This is a genomic window from Limisphaerales bacterium (genome assembly GCA_014382585.1).
Lineage (GTDB): Bacteria > Verrucomicrobiota > Verrucomicrobiia > Limisphaerales > UBA1100 > JACNJL01.
The window spans coordinates 25,751-40,741 of the sequence record JACNJL010000027.1 but is presented as its reverse complement, the minus strand read 5'-3'; the positions used below and the strand labels follow the sequence as shown (position 1 = coordinate 40,741).

The following is a 14,991-nucleotide window of genomic DNA, read 5'->3' as shown; positions in this document are numbered from 1 at the left end:
CGCGCGAGGAACTTGAATTTATCGTTGAGGAATTGAATTTGAAAGTGGGAGCCGAATAGCAAATGGAGCTTCGGCTTGGGCTAATCATTTTGGTGAGTGCGATCGGGTGCAGTAAATCCCCCGACCCTGCATCGCCTGCCCCCCCCACACCTTCCCCGGTTGTCACGAAACCCGCTTTTCAATTCCCAACTGAAAACCGCACCCTCCTCCGAGCGAACGGAGAAACTAATTTTTTTGCCCCCACCGGTCCTGGAAAACCGTGGAGCAGCGGCGCATTTGGGTGCGTGCGCAATTCGCGCACCCGCATTCATGAGGGTATTGACATTCTGGCGCTCCACCGGGATGAGCGCAACGAACCGACTGACCTTGTAACCGCGAGCTTTGGCGGCGAAGTGGCTCATCTTAACAACAACATTGCCGCATCGAATTACGGCAAGTACATCGTGTTGCATCACGTGGTTGATGGGTTGCCTGTTTACACACTTTACGCCCACCTCAAAGAAATAGCTGACGAATTGGAAATCGGGCAAACGGTGTCCGGCGGCGACACGCTGGGCATCCTTGGCCGCACCACAAATACTAATGACGGCATCGCCAAAGACCGCGCACATTTGCATTTTGAAATTGGGCTGCAAATTCACACGCAGTTTGAAAGTTGGTTTCGGCACTGGTACAAGGGCGGCAATAATTTCCACGGCGCATGGAATGGAGTCAACCTCCTTGGCTTGGATGTTGCTGAAATTTTACGGCTCGAAGCTGCCGGCAAATTTGATTTGCGACTGTATCTTTCCAAGCAGCCCACGATGTGTCGCGTGCGCATCCATCAACCTCAACTGGAATGGGCCGAACGCTTTCCGAAGTTGGTTGTTCAAACCGTGCAGGCTGAAACGCTTCCGGTGCAAGGTTGGGAAGTGGATTTAAATTTCAATGCCATCCCAATCCGGCTCAAACCATTGTACGCGAAGGGGTTGAAGCAAAAATCTGGCGGCGTGCGTTTTGAATTGCTTGAAGTAATTGATGAGGAGCGACGCAAGCACCCGTGTCGATCGTTGGTATTCAAAAAAGGCGCGCGCTGGGTGCTCACCACCAAAGGTCTTCGTGCGCTGGATTTGTTGGCATGGCAAAACGGTGAATGAATTGCCTCAATCCTTCTACTGCCCGATTAACTCGCGCTTTGGCTTAAATTCTTTAGCCATACGGCGCCCCTCCCTAACCACCGCAGTCGGCAACTCGGCCTCCATCCCGCGCTTATGCCGCGCCGCTTTGGGGTCTCCATTCGCCGTGGCCAGCACAGCCCACATAAACGCTTTCGCGGCACTCTTGGGAACGCCATCGCCATATTGAGTACGCATGATCATCAGTTGCTGCGCTTCAGCGTGGCCCTGCGCAGCGGCGCGTGAAAGATATTCCCCCGCCTTTTTGCTGTCACGCCCCACCTGCCCCTCGCCAACATCATACATGAAGCCTACTAAAAACTGCGCCTCGATATGCCCGTTTCCAGCGGCCATTTCGAGGTACTCCAGGCCTAGTTTGTGTTCCCGTTTGCTATTTCTGAAGTAGTACGAATTGCCAACTTCAAATTGCGCAGTCACATCACCGTCATCAGCCAATTCCTTCAGTTGACCGAATTTGGTTTGGGGCTTCTTGTTGCAAGCGGTGAATGCGAGCAGCACTAAACAACACAGGATACGCATAAGCACACAAATACTCGGTTCAGCAATATTTGGAAAGAGGAAAACCGCTTGCGCCGCGCAATCGCCTGCGGCATCTTCTCCGCGCAATGAACTACCGAATTTCGAAACGTGCTGCATCGCTGTCACCCTCGCTCACGCTCGCCATTACTGCCAAAGCCAAAGCGCTGCGCGCCGCGGGCGAGGATGTGATCGGGCTCGGCGCGGGCGAACCGGATTTTGACACACCCGAGCACATCAAATCTGCCGCCACACAAGCCTTGGCCGACGGATTCACCAAATACACCCCCGCAGCCGGCACGCCTGAATTGCGCGCGGCAGTAGCCCGTAAATTTGAGCGCGAAAACAATCTTCAATACGATCCGCAGCAAATCATCGTTTCCTGTGGCGGCAAGCATTCATGCTATAATGTAATCCTTGCCACCTGCGAGGAAGGTGACGAGGTGATTATCCCTGCGCCTTATTGGCTGAGCTACCCCGAAATGGTCACGCTCGCCGGCGCCACACCGGTGATAGTTGAAACCACTGACACTACCGAATTCAAAGTAACGCCCGATCAACTTCGCGCCGCCATCACGGATCGCACGCGACTGTTTATTTTAAATTCCCCAAGTAACCCGACCGGCAGTGTTTACACACCCGACGAAGTGCGCGCGCTTGGCGATGTGTGCATAGAAAAAGGGGTGCTCATCATGAGCGATGAAATTTATGAAAAACTTCTTTATGGCGATGCCGTCTTCCAAAGCGTCGCCGCATGCTCGCCTGAGCATCAAGCGCACACCATTATCGTACACGGTCTTGCTAAAGCATATTCAATGACCGGCTGGCGGATTGGCTTCACTGCTGCGCCCTTACCGATTGCCAATGCCATCAGTGCCATCCAGAGTCACAGCACCAGCAACCCAACTTCCTTCGCACAATCCGGCGCGGTAGAGGCGCTCGACGGCCCGCAGGATCACCTCGGGGTTTGGATGACCGAGTTTTCCAAACGCCGCGCCTTCGCGCACGAACAGCTCAACGCCATGCCCGGCGTTACTTGCGTGAACGCTCAAGGCGCATTTTACTTGTTCCCAAACATTTCCAGCACCGGCCTGAAATCAGCGGAGTTTTGTGAGCGCCTATTGTCCGAAGCCAAAGTCGCCGCCGTCCCGGGAATTGCCTTTGGCTCTGACGACTATCTCCGCATTAGTTACGCAACCAGCATGGAAAATCTGGAACAAGCACTGAGCCGATTTGCTGCGTTCACCCAGCAAGTGAACGGTGAAAAGTAAGCGACCTGGAATTACAGGCGCTTTGTTAATGCCATTCCGGGTTGAATATCCGCCCCGATTGGTTCCGGCTCAATTCCTTCGGCAAACTGCTTCTCCGCCAATAACCCGATCATCGCGGCGTTGTCAGTGCACAAATCCGGCGAAGCGAGGCGCAGGGTAAATGCATTCTTATCACAGACTACCTGCAACTGTTTTCGAAGCTCACTGTTGCACGCCACTCCGCCGGACAAAGTAAGGCACCGCACGCGTTCACGCTTGGCGGCGCGGATTGTTTTTTTTACCAGCACCTCCACAATTGCTGCTTGAGCACTGGCGCACAGATCAGGGAGCCGAGCGTTATCAGCGGCAAGCTCAGGGTTTTTCTCGAGAAAATATCTGACCGAAGTTTTTAAGCCGCTAAAGCTAAAGTCATCGTTGGGTTGATTGAGCATCGGGCGCGCGAAACTATAGACGGATGGATTGCCGCCGCGCGCAAGCCGGTCAACTTCCGGCCCGCCGGGGTAACCCAAACCCAGTTGCTTGGCGATTTTATCGAAGCACTCGCCGGCGGCATCATCCAGGGTGCTGCCTAAGATTTGATGATCCAACGGTGCCGTCACGTGCACCAATAACGAATGGCCACCGCTAACAATAAGGGAGAGATTGGGCTGAAATCTTCCCCAATCCGCAACCGGAGGTTCACCCGTGAACCACGGTGAATATAAATGTCCCTGCACGTGATTCACGCTCATCAGCGGACAATTCAAAGCATATGCCATTGACTGCGCGGCTTTCCAGCCGACCATTAATGCCGGCGGCAATCCCGGGCCGCGGGTGGCTGCAATGGCGTCTAATTTGCCGGGTTCAAGGTTGGCGCGACGCAATGTTTCGCGGACGACCGGTTGCAAGTTCCGGAGATGTTCGCGCGTGGCCAACTCGGGCACCACACCGCCGTATTCAGCGTGGATTTTGATTTGCGAGGAGACCACCGTGCTCGCCGCACGCCCATCAACGATGACCGCCGCGCTGGTTTCGTCACACGAAGTTTCAATGGCCAACAGCCGCATGAGCGTCAGTTGAGCTTGGCCTTGAGCAATTCCAAAGCTTTGTTCAGCTGAAGATCCACCGTGGCCTCAGCTTGCCTGCGCTCTTCTTCTGGAAGCGTTTCCAGGCCGCCGGGTGAGCGCTGCAGCGCGAGGTGCCCCATTTGCTCGGGAGTCATTTCCACTATGTGATCAGGCGTTATGCCTTTACCGTGAATCGTGCGATGCTTGGGGGTGTAATATTTGGCCGTTGTGAGCCGTAATGCGGAACCGTCATGCAGGGGCAGAATGCTCTGGACGGAGCCTTTCCCAAAGGTCTTCATCCCCACCAATTCTGCGCGGCCCAGATCCTGCAGGCAGCCGGCAACGATCTCGGAGGCACTGGCGCTGCCGCCGTTAACAAGCACCACGATTGGCAGCGTTCGCTGTTTAAACCGGCCGCTCGCTACCAATTTATCAAGCTGTCGTTGTTTCCGTCCTTCAGTAGTAACGACCACCTGCCCCTCGGGCACAAATTTTTCGGCGACATACGCAGACTGAGTCAATAGTCCGCCAGGATTATCGCGCAAATCGAGCACCAGCGCTTTGATTCCTTGTTCTTCCATTTTCACCAAAGCCGCCTCCAACTCGGAAGCGGTTTTTTCAGAAAATCCAGAAAGACGCACATAGCCAATCTGGTGCTTCAGCAGATCGTATTTGCCGCCACCATTTATATCGCGCACACTTTTGGTTTTGATGATTTCGCGTTTGAAGGTGATCGTTAAATTCTTGTCCGCAGAAGGTCGGTAGAATTCCACAACCACTTCTGTGCCGGGCTTTCCTCGCATGACTCCCACGGCATCATTGAGTGTCATTCCTTTTGTAGTTTTCTCGCCGATCTTCATGACGCGATCGCCCGGCATCAATCCGGCCCGACTCCCCGGCGTGTCATCCATAGGCGCCACCACAGTTAGCCAGTTGTCACGCATGCTCACGACCACACCAATGCCGCCAAATTGTTGTATGGTATCTGATTGTAACGCCCCATATTTTTTGGCGTCCATGTATTCGCTGTGGGGATCAAGCGTTTGGATCATTCCGCGCAACGCGCCTTGCACCAAATCTTCATACTCGACTTTATCTTCATCGACGTACTCACGCCGCACGGTTTCCAACACGCGCGTGAATTTTTCCATATTAGCGTACACATCCTTTTTGCCATTCACTTCGGCGCTGGTGGCAAGATGGCGCGCACCTAAGTAAAGATTTACGCCCAACGCAATGGCAAGCATAGTGGTGAAAATTCGCTGTCTCATAAGCCGACAGCCTAGAGCGCGGGGCAAAAATGGCAAGGAGGGTTTATTGACGAAGCAACATTTCGACTAATAATAAGTCGCCCACGGTGGTCACTTTGGGATTGGGCGCGCCACAATCCACCAAGGTCACTGGTTGGCCGATCAATTCACACGCTGAGGTGTCATCTGTAATTTGCGCGTCTTGCGCGCGCACAGCGGCCATTGCTTTGCGCAGCACATCCACCTTGAATAGTTGTGGAGTTTGCACTGCCCACAAATAGGTACGGTCCACGTTCCGGGCAATCCGGCCAGTGCCGTCCGCTTCTTTAATGGTGTCGACCACTTTGTTGGCGGACACTGCCGCCCCACCCTTTTGGGCTGCAGAAATGGTGGTCGTGATTGCCTCATTGGGCGTGCAGGGCCGGGCGCCGTCCTGAATGGCAACCAGCTCGCAATTCGCATGCACCGCGCCTAGTCCGTTGCTTACTGAATCTTGCCGCTCATCGCCGCCAATTACGAAGGAGAATGGTTTATTGAGCGGAAGCCGTTTGCCCAATGCCTCAAATTCGGCGCGCGAATTTTCGCGGATCACAAGCACAATTTCGTCGATTGCCGGATGCGCATCAAAGCGCCGCCAAGTGTGACCGACGATGGGTAGCCCGGCCACCTCAAGGAAAAGTTTGTCCACGCCCATGCGGGTGCCGCTTCCGGCGGCAACGATGACGGCTGAAACCATCCGGCATCCTAACCAGCAGCGGGGCGCCAGTCGAGAATCTTCAACTGTAACGAGCGCTTCCCGCGCCACGTGTTAATGGAAGGTTCCACCGCCAAATCAAATCGACCTTCAGGCAAATCCTTTTCAGTTGCATTCCAACAAATCGCATCAGCCGATGTGTTGCCGTCGGTGACACTCAGCTTGGCGTGTTGTTGTTCTTTTCCCATTCGACGCACGGAGGCATCGAGCTCAAGCTGCGGCACCGAGATTTGCACTGAGTGATTGCCCTGGCCGGTCGGCTGCAATTTATCGAGCGATTGAACTGCAGCAAAGGTCAGCTCGGTGAGTGGTACGATCGCATCAAGGCGTAACGTGGGTATGAGTTCTCTTCCTGTGAACTGTTCTGCCGCCAGTTCATTGAGGCGCACACGAAAGAATTCGAGCTGTTCCGGTTGCAAACTCACACCCGCCGCCATCGCGTGGCCGCCCGCGCGATCAAGAATCCCTTCCGCCTCGCAGATGCGCAATGCGGCGGCGAGGTCGAATCCATCGACGCTCCGACCCGAACCACGCAGTCCATCCGGACTGCCGCCGACGATGACAGCGGGTCGATAGAATTCGCGCATCACTCGTGAAGCCACAATGCCCACAACGCCGATGTGCCAACCAGGATCACCGTGGACAATGGCGTAATCTGTCTCAGGATTGAACTGATTGCGAACCGTATCGATCACTTGACGAGTCATCTCTTTTTCGGCGAGTTGACGTTCACGATTTTGGCGATCGAGCTTGCCGGCCATTTCAGCGGCCGCGCTGGAATCCCTTTCACGCAGTAAATCCAAAGCCGCCGTGGCACTTTCCAAACGGCCTGCAGCGTTAAGGCGCGGACCGATTTGGAATCCCACTTCAAAGCCCCCCATCACACCGGTGATGCCCGCCGCCTTGGCGAGCGCAAGAATACCAGGGCGCTCGGTGCGGTTTAGCTGACGCAAGCCGGCATGGGCGAGAATCCGGTTTTCACGCCTTAACGGGACTATGTCGGCCAGCGTGCCGAGCGCCACAAGATCCAACGCAACGCGGATATCAAACTCAGCAAACTCATCGAATCCTTTTTTGCGACCGGCTTTTACGAGGCCGTGGATGAGCTTGAACGCCAAGCCGGCGGAACACAGCTCGCGAAAATCCGGCTCACCATCAGCGGCAACTTGCGGATTCACCATGGCAACTGCCGGTGGTGGCAGATCCGAAACCTGATGGTGATCGAGCACGATTACGTCGATGCCATTGGTTTTTAAACCGGCAATTACATCCACCGAGGTGGACCCGCAATCTACGGCGAGCAACAAATTGGGTTGATATTTTTTGAGGCAATTGGCCACGCCTTCTTCGGTTAAGCCGTACCCCTCATCTATGCGATGCGGTAAATATGCCTCCACGCTCCAGCCAAGCAATCGTAGGGAATCAAGCAACAATGTCGCGGATGTTACTCCGTCAACATCGTAATCGCCGAACACCACAATGCGCTCGTGACGATCCCGTGCGTCGAACAACCGCTCCACGGCAGCTGGCAAATTAGGGATGTCCTCGGGGGGCGATAAATTTGCCAAACGTGGTTCTAGAAAATTCTTTGCCTCACCATTATCCTCAAGCCCGCGATTAATTAAACATTGGGCGAGGAGATTAGAAACCCCTAACTCACGCGCCAAGGCTGCGGCGGCATCCGAATTATTTCCAGCAACATGCCAATGGTGTTTCATTTTTTATCTTCATTTTTAGCGCGACGCTTCTCCTGCCACGCGCGGGCTTTTTCTTCGAGGAAAGAAAACTTGGCTCCAATTCGCGGAAACCGTTTTTTAAACCCCATCTTTTGCGCGCGCACCCGGGCCGAGCCTTTGGCCAGACACATAATGCCAATCACAATGAACAGAACCCCCTGAAGGATCGGAAGAAACAGCCCCACAATTCCAAGCAGAACAAATGCCCCACCGATAATCAGCCATTTAATTCGCGCCAGTTTCCCCATCGCGCGGATACGTTACTCCGCATCACTGGAATCATCCGAGGCATTTTTTTTGTGCAACAAGGAGGCGAAGATAGACAACAGCAAAATAGAAACCACCACCGCCAGAGGCCCCCAATTGGGAATATGGAAATCTTTCAGCCAAGGTTCGGCGAGCATTTTTGCACCAATAAAAGCGAGGACAAGCGCGAGACCGTATTTGAGGTAGTGAAAAATTTCTATCATTCCCGCAAGCACAAAGTAGAGTGAACGTAAGCCTAAAATTGCGAACATGTTCGAGGTGAACACAATAAACGGATCAGTGGTCACGGCAAAGATCGCGGGGATCGAGTCCACCGCGAAAATCACATCAGTGTATTCAATGGTCACTAACACGATGGCCATCGGCGTGAGCATTCGTTTGCCGTCGACGCGGATGGTGAAATGCTCGCCTTCAAACTGATTGTGTACGGGAAAGAGCTTGCGGGCGAGCTTGACCAGTGGATTGTTTTCCGGATCGACACCGTCATCGTCGTCGTGAAAGAGCATCTTGATGCCAGTAAACAACAGAAATGCGCCGAACGCATAAAGAATCCAATGAAACTTAGTGACCGCCGCTGAACCAACACCAATCATTAAACCGCGCATCACAAGCGCGCCGATGATGCCCCAAAAAAGCACACGATGCTGAAACTCGGGCTTTACTTTGAAGTACGTAAAGATGAGTGCGATAACGAATACGTTGTCCATCGAAAGCGAAAGCTCAAGGATGTAGCCGGTAATAAACTCCATCCGCTTTTCGGCGCCCTCCGCTTTCCCTTCATATAATTCAGGAACTGCAAAAAATGCAAACGCCATTGCCACCGCAAACCACAACGTGCTCCACCCGAGGGCCTCTTTGAAGCCAACCTTGTGCGCCTTGCGATTGAAAAGGCCGAGGTCGAGGGCGAGAATGAACAACACGCCCACTACAAACACTCCGTAATGCCAGGGGGCGATGCCGGCAGCAATCATATCAAACGTTGATGGTTACCGGGTCGGCATCCTGAATGGGCGCCGCCAGTTCGGGCCGCTTGCCTTCGTGCCACCACAGCACAACGGCGCAAGCAATGTAGATTGAGGAATAAGTTCCCGCGATGATGCCCAAGAGGAACATAAAGGCGAAATCATTGATCACCGTGCCGCCGTAGAAATACAATGTAGCCGTCGAAAGCAGCGTGGTGCCCGAGGTGATGATGGTGCGACTGAGAGTTTGGTTCAGCGCAGCATTCATCACATCAGCGAACGTTCCGCGCGTGCCGAGCCGGAGGTTTTCCCGGATGCGATCGAAAATCACAATCGTATCGTTAATTGAGAAACCGATGATGGTGAGAATCGCCGCCACGATCGGAGCGTTCAGCTCGCGTCCGCTGAGGAAAAACAAGCCACCGGTCAAAAGCACATCGTGAAAAACGGCAATGACCGCGCCCACCGCAAAAGAATACTCATACCGGAATGCCACATAAATCAGAATGCCAAACAGCGCCAACACGGTGGCCACGAGCGCGGATTTTTGGATCTCGCCGCTCACGCTCGGCCCCACAAGATCTTTGGAGAGCAACGAGAAATTTGCTTTGGGATGAATCTGGTTCAATTCGTCGATGACCCGTTTTGGGTCGCCGTCTTTGTAACTTACGCGGAGCACTTGATTGCCCGAAGCTTGATCGGTTTGAGGTTGCACCTGCAACCCGGAATCCCCCATGGATAATTTCACGGAAAGCTCGCTCTGCAATTTTTCGGAATTGATTGTGGCTTGGTCGTTATCAAAGCTCATCATCAGACTTTGCCCTCCCGCAAAATCCACACCCATTGTTTTATCCCAGCCGCGGTTAATTACAAAAACCGTGGAAAACAAAATGAGTACCCAAGTGATCCAGACTGCCGGGCTCATCATTGCATTCGCCCGCCGGCTGGTCCCTACTTTATATTTCACAAAACTGATCGCCGGCAGTCCCGCCGTTGGCCGTAGATGCATAGCGCGTTTCGAGCCGTCAGAGCCGATCCATCCGATGTTCAGCAACAAATCCAAAACCAACCGCGTGGCCACCAGCGCGGTGAACATACTGGTGAGAATACCGATGGTGAGCGTGACGCCAAACCCCTGCACAGGGCCTTTGCCCATATAAATCAATATTACCGAGGCAATCAATGTGGTTATGTTGGCATCAAAAATCGTGCCAAACGCTTTTTCGTAGCCGGAGGCAATGGCCACTTTCAAGGATTTGCCCGCCCGTAATTCTTCACGAATACGCTCGAAAATTAGCACGTTTGCGTCCACCGCCATACCAATGGTTAGCACCACACCGGCGATGCCCGGCAAAGTGAGCGTGGCGTCAAACCAACAAAGCACGCCCATCAATATGAGAATATTTAGTGCCAACGCAATATTAGCTACCACGCCACTCAACAAATAATAGACCAGCATAAACACCGCCACGGCGATGAGGCCCCACTTAGCTGCGGCAAATCCTTTGGCCACTGATTCACGCCCGAGTGAAGGATCCACATCCCTTTCCTCGATGATTTCTACCGGTGTTTCGAGAGGGTTTTCCAGCGCGTTGGCAAGTTCGCGCGCTTCATCAAAGGTAAAGTCGCCGCTGATTTCCCCGCGGGAATGAATGCGACTGTTGATCGATGGCGCGGAAATCAGTTCGCCGTCCAACACAATGCACAATGCGCGCGGATCATTACCGCTCACCTGATGTTCTTCCGTGATTTTGGCAAATTTGTCCGCTCCTTCGCCATCGAGTTTGAAGCTGATTTTTGCCATCCCGCTGATGGGATCCCGAATTGGACTGGCACCCACGATGTGAACTCCGGAAACACATTTCTCGGGATAAGCATCCATTGTCACCACAAACAAGCTGCGCGTGCGCTTGTTCTCGTCTTCGTCCTTGTATTTGTAAGTTAAGAAATCAGAGCCCGGAACGAAGTCTTCGCCGCTATTCATGGCCGCCTGACTGCGGGCGTGCTCAAGGCGGAATTCCAGTTTGGCAATTTTTTGAATCGTCTCACGCGCTCGATCGCGATCAGCCTTGGAGAGTCCGGGGATTTGAATGATGATATGGTCCGCCGCATCGCTTGAAGAACTTTGAATGATCGGTTCGGAAACTCCGAATTTATCAATCCGTTTGCGAATGGTTTCCATGGCCTGCTCCAAGCGATCCTCGCGTTTGCGCGAATCAACCTTCGCGCCCGTGCTGACAATCCGAACGGTGAACTGAGTACCGCCTCGAAGATCCAGCCCCAACTTTACTTTGCCTGCCGCAATGGATTGCAGCTTGCCGAGGATGTAGCGGTTGGATGCTTTTCGCGCCGTCTCGATTGCTTCAATTTGTTCGGCTTGAGTTGCGCCTTGGGAAATATCCGGTCCCAGTTCCGCGTTGAGCCCCATTTTTTCGCGCGCAACTTTATCGACTTTAAATTCACCTTTTAGGCTGAAATAATTGGTAAGGCTAGCGGCCCCGATTGCCTCTTCCCATTTTTCGAGCGTCAACTCCCCGCCATTCGCCTCTTTTCGCAGCAATGCGGCATTAGCGAGAACCGACTTGAACTCGGAAGATTTTTTCTCAGTGCTATCCGCCAATGAATTGAATACATCCAGCATGTCCCGGCCCTCGGGTGGCAACCATTGGGTGCCAAACCCGATGCTGATGGAGAGTACGAAGAACCAACGCCAGAGCATTGGTCGGTTTTGTGTTTGATTTCGCTCCATGAAATTAGTCCTTATCCGCTTCTTCCCCCACCATCGCTTCCACGGCGGATTTGGCCACTTCCAGCTTGGAATCCCCCGAACGCAGCGTCACGCTTTTCTCTTTCACCGTGACGACTGTCCCGACAATTCCTGCCGCAATCACTTTGTCGCCCGGCTTAAGCGCACTGACCATCGCCTCAAGCTTCTTCCGTTGCTGGCTCTGCGGGCGCAAAATGAGCACGTACATAATGGCAAATAAAGGGCCAAACATGCAGAGCATTTGAATGAGCGCGTCTTTACCAGAAGCAGGGCCGCCGCCTTGCCCCCCGCCCGCCATCGCGAACCAAGCATCACTGATTAGATTTTCCATATTCAAAAATGAGACGGCAAAGACTATTGATAAAGCACCCAATGGCAAGCTTTTCCTGCATAATTCAAGCGAATTTAAGCATTTTTTCGCTGTGCAGCTACACGGGTGCTGGGTGTGTAACGTGCCGCCAAATCACCCCGAAACTTGCCAAAAGTGCCCGCTTCGATGTGTTTGCGAATGTCTGCCATCAACCGCAAATACAACCGCAGATTATGCAAAGTCAGGAGCCGCAACCCCAAAAGTTCATCCACATTTAGCAAATGCCGCACGTAAGCACGGGTGTGGTGCCTGCATGTGAAACAATCGCAACCGGCCTCTATCGGAGTAAAATCTTCCTTATACGCCGCGCCTTTAAGGGCAAATGCACCATCATAAGTAAACGCTGTCCCGTTCCGAGCGAGGCGGGTGGGCAACACACAATCAAAAATATCCACCCCGCGCGCCACCAACTCCACTAACTGCGCGGGTGTGCCGAGGCCCATCGCGTAGCGCGGCTTGTTGGCGGGCAGCATCGGCGCGGTGTGCGCCGCCATCGCGAGCATCTCCGGCTCCGGCTCGCCCACGCTGAGGCCGCCGATGGCGTGGCCGTCAAAATCCAACGCGGTGATATCCGTCGCGCTGCGTTCGCGCAAATCAGCGTGACATCCGCCTTGCACAATCCCAAAAACCAATTGCCCGTCCGCTCGCGGTTGCTCACGGCACTCGGCGGCCCAACGCGCAGTCCGCTCCACGGCGGCCGCCACGCGTTCGTGCTCGGCGGGGTATGGCGGGCAATCGTCAAATACCATCGCGATGTCGCTGCCCAAGTCGCGCTGAATAGACATCGCCTCTTTGGGGCCGAGGAATAATGGCGAGCCGTCGATGTGCGATTGGAACGCCACGCCGTCTTCTTTGATTTTTGCCATTTTCGCTAAACTAAAAACCTGAAACCCGCCGCTGTCGGTAAGGATCGGTTTATCCCAACCCATAAACGCGTGCAACCCGCCCGCGGCACGAATGGTTTCCGGCCCGGGCCGGAGGTTGAGGTGGTAAGTGTTGCCAAGAATAATCTGTGCGCCAAGTTCGTGAAGGTCGCGGGCGTCCAGAGTTTTGACAGTGGCACGCGTTCCCACGGGCATAAACATCGGCGTTTGGATTTCGCCGTGCGCGGTAGTGAGCGTGCCGCGCCGGGCATCGCCATCGGTTTTGTGGAGGGCAAACATTAGGCCAACGCCGCCCGCACGCGGGAAACGGCTTCCCCAACCGGAACGTTTTCGCGGCCACCTTCTTTGCGCAACGTGAATTCCACATTGCCCTCTTTAAGCGAACGCTCACCCACGCTCACGCGGACAGGGATGCCGATGAGTTCGGAGTCTTTAAATTTTACACCGGGGCGCAAATCGCGATCGTCCATCAGCACTTCCAAGCCCGCGGCGGTCAATTCGTCGTAAATTGCCTGGGCGGCTTTCATCACTTCGCCTTCGGGCGCAATATCGAGCACAGTGAGGCAAACCTGCCACGGCGCAACCGCTTTTGGCCAAATGACGCCTTGATCGTCGTTACCACATTCGATGATCGCTTGGAGCGTCCGCGTGACGCCGAGCCCATAACAGCCCATCACGAAAGGATGTCGCTTACCGTCCTCGCCGAGGAAATTTGCATCGAGCGACTCGGCGTATTTGGTGCCGAGCTTGAAAACATGGCCCACCTCGATGGCGCGTTGGATCTTTATCGGCTGGCCGCTTTCGTTCAATTCACCCTCGCGCACTGTGCGGAGATCGGCCCATTGAACATCCGGCAAGTCGCGCGCGACATTGACATTGCGAATGTGAAAGCCATTCTCATTCGCGCCCGTCGTCATTCCGGCCGCGTTGCGCAGTTGTTCATCGGCAAACACAGGGATGCCGTTCACGCCCACCGCACCAAGACTGCCCGGATACGCGCCAAGCGCTGCGTTGATTTCCTCCGCTTCCGCTGCGCGAAAAATGGCCGTCCCCAGTGCGCCGCAAAGTTTCGCCTCATTGATTTGGTCATCGCCCCGCACCAAGGCAATCACCGGTTTATCTTCGGCGATGAATACGAGCGTTTTGATCTGCGCTTCGGCGGCAACATTATACGGCTCGCTCGCGAGATCTTCGATGGTCTTCACCTTTGGCGTGGCGAACTTTTCCAATTCCCCCGTGCACTCAATCGAGGTTGCGACCGTCGCCCCTTGACTGTTTGCCTTCTCAAGATTGGCTGCGTACGAGCCATCTTCGGTGTACGCCACTTCACTTTCACCGGTGGGCGCGGGCACCATAAATTCGTGCGAATGTTTGCCGCCCATTACGCCGGTATCCGCCTCCACAGGGAATGCGGTCACACCGCACCGTTTGAAAACCTGCACGTACGCGTCGTACATTTTTTGATAACTCACCATCGCCGCGTCATCGGAAATATCGAAGCTGTACGCGTCTTTCATAATGAATTCACGCGCACGCATCAGCCCAAAGCGCGGGCGGATTTCATCCCTGAACTTGGTTTGAATCTGGTAAAAATTGATGGGCGCCTGCCGATACGACTGCAATTCCGTTGAGGCCAGCGTGGTGATCACCTCCTCGTGCGTGGGACCGAGCAACCACTCGCGATTTTTGCTATCACGCACTTTGAAGAGCACATCCGCCGCTTGTTCATATCGGCCGCTGGCTTTCCAAATTTCCGGCGGTTGCACAGCGGGCATCAGCACCTCCAGCGCGCCGGCGTGGTCCATCTCCTCCCGGACAATGGCTTCGATCTTGCGAAGCACCCGAATGCCCGACGGCAAAAAAGTGTACAAGCCGCCGGCCAGTTTGCGCACCAAACCGGCGCGCAGCAAAAGTTGATGCGAAGGAATCTCCGCCTCGGCGGGGGCTTCCTTCAATGTGGGTATGAACGTTTCGGTCCAGCGCATCCGCCAGT

At 54.3% G+C, this 14,991-nt stretch carries 13 protein-coding genes; 2 read left to right on the top strand and 11 right to left on the bottom strand.

Annotated features, from left to right (window positions below; all coding sequences use genetic code 11):
• Positions 1 to 284 precede the first annotated feature (284 nt).
• The gene (locus H8E27_04620; GenBank protein ID MBC8324890.1) at positions 285 to 1,136 is read left to right on the top strand and encodes a M23 family metallopeptidase; all 852 of its coding nucleotides are present in this window, start codon (positions 285 to 287) and stop codon (positions 1,134 to 1,136) included.
• A 15-nt stretch (positions 1,137 to 1,151) separates the two neighbouring features.
• On the opposite strand, the gene H8E27_04615 is transcribed toward H8E27_04620, so the two are convergent.
• Complete coding sequence (locus H8E27_04615; protein ID MBC8324889.1) at positions 1,152 to 1,820, bottom strand: sel1 repeat family protein; 669 nt, start codon at positions 1,818 to 1,820, stop codon at positions 1,152 to 1,154.
• Between H8E27_04615 and H8E27_04610 the strand changes: the two genes are divergently transcribed.
• Positions 1,781 to 2,962, top strand: coding sequence for a pyridoxal phosphate-dependent aminotransferase (locus H8E27_04610; protein MBC8324888.1), 1,182 nt, complete (start codon positions 1,781 to 1,783; stop codon positions 2,960 to 2,962). The two genes, H8E27_04615 and H8E27_04610, sit on opposite strands and share 40 nt — an antisense overlap.
• Positions 2,963 to 2,973: 11 nt before the next feature.
• On the opposite strand, the gene tsaD is transcribed toward H8E27_04610, so the two are convergent.
• The 10 genes from tsaD to H8E27_04560 all read right to left on the bottom strand — a co-directional run bounded on the left by tsaD (position 2,974) and on the right by H8E27_04560 (position 14,983).
• Positions 2,974 to 4,008: a tRNA (adenosine(37)-N6)-threonylcarbamoyltransferase complex transferase subunit TsaD gene (gene tsaD, locus H8E27_04605; GenBank protein MBC8324887.1), complete on the bottom strand. Its 1,035-nt coding sequence runs from the start codon at positions 4,006 to 4,008 to the stop codon at positions 2,974 to 2,976.
• 5 nt (positions 4,009 to 4,013) lie between these two features.
• Entirely contained in the window at positions 4,014 to 5,141 is a 1,128-nt protein-coding gene (locus H8E27_04600; GenBank protein ID MBC8324886.1) for a S41 family peptidase, read from the bottom strand.
• Between the two features lie 181 nt (positions 5,142 to 5,322).
• Positions 5,323 to 5,994, bottom strand: a complete 672-nt coding sequence (gene ispD, locus H8E27_04595) for a 2-C-methyl-D-erythritol 4-phosphate cytidylyltransferase (protein MBC8324885.1) — start codon at positions 5,992 to 5,994, stop codon at positions 5,323 to 5,325.
• 8 nt (positions 5,995 to 6,002) lie between these two features.
• Positions 6,003 to 7,730, bottom strand: a complete 1,728-nt coding sequence (gene recJ, locus H8E27_04590; protein ID MBC8324884.1) for a single-stranded-DNA-specific exonuclease RecJ — start codon at positions 7,728 to 7,730, stop codon at positions 6,003 to 6,005.
• On the bottom strand, positions 7,727 to 7,996 hold the full coding sequence (locus tag H8E27_04585; GenBank protein MBC8324883.1) for a hypothetical protein: 270 nt from the start codon (positions 7,994 to 7,996) through the stop codon (positions 7,727 to 7,729). Before H8E27_04585 ends, recJ begins: the two co-directional genes overlap by 4 nt.
• A gap of 12 nt (positions 7,997 to 8,008) precedes the next feature.
• Positions 8,009 to 8,986, bottom strand: a complete 978-nt coding sequence (locus H8E27_04580; GenBank protein MBC8324882.1) for a TerC family protein — start codon at positions 8,984 to 8,986, stop codon at positions 8,009 to 8,011.
• Position 8,987: 1 nt separating this feature from the next.
• Positions 8,988 to 11,726 (bottom strand): protein translocase subunit SecD, encoded by a 2,739-nt coding sequence (gene secD, locus H8E27_04575; protein ID MBC8324881.1) that lies wholly within the window; start codon positions 11,724 to 11,726, stop codon positions 8,988 to 8,990.
• 4 nt (positions 11,727 to 11,730) lie between these two features.
• Entirely contained in the window at positions 11,731 to 12,075 is a 345-nt protein-coding gene (yajC, locus tag H8E27_04570) for a preprotein translocase subunit YajC (protein MBC8324880.1), read from the bottom strand.
• A 74-nt stretch (positions 12,076 to 12,149) separates the two neighbouring features.
• The gene (gene tgt / locus H8E27_04565) at positions 12,150 to 13,277 is read right to left on the bottom strand and encodes a tRNA guanosine(34) transglycosylase Tgt (protein ID MBC8324879.1); all 1,128 of its coding nucleotides are present in this window, start codon (positions 13,275 to 13,277) and stop codon (positions 12,150 to 12,152) included.
• Positions 13,277 to 14,983, bottom strand: a complete 1,707-nt coding sequence (locus H8E27_04560) for a proline--tRNA ligase (protein MBC8324878.1) — start codon at positions 14,981 to 14,983, stop codon at positions 13,277 to 13,279. Before H8E27_04560 ends, tgt begins: the two co-directional genes overlap by 1 nt.
• Positions 14,984 to 14,991: the final 8 nt, after the last annotated feature.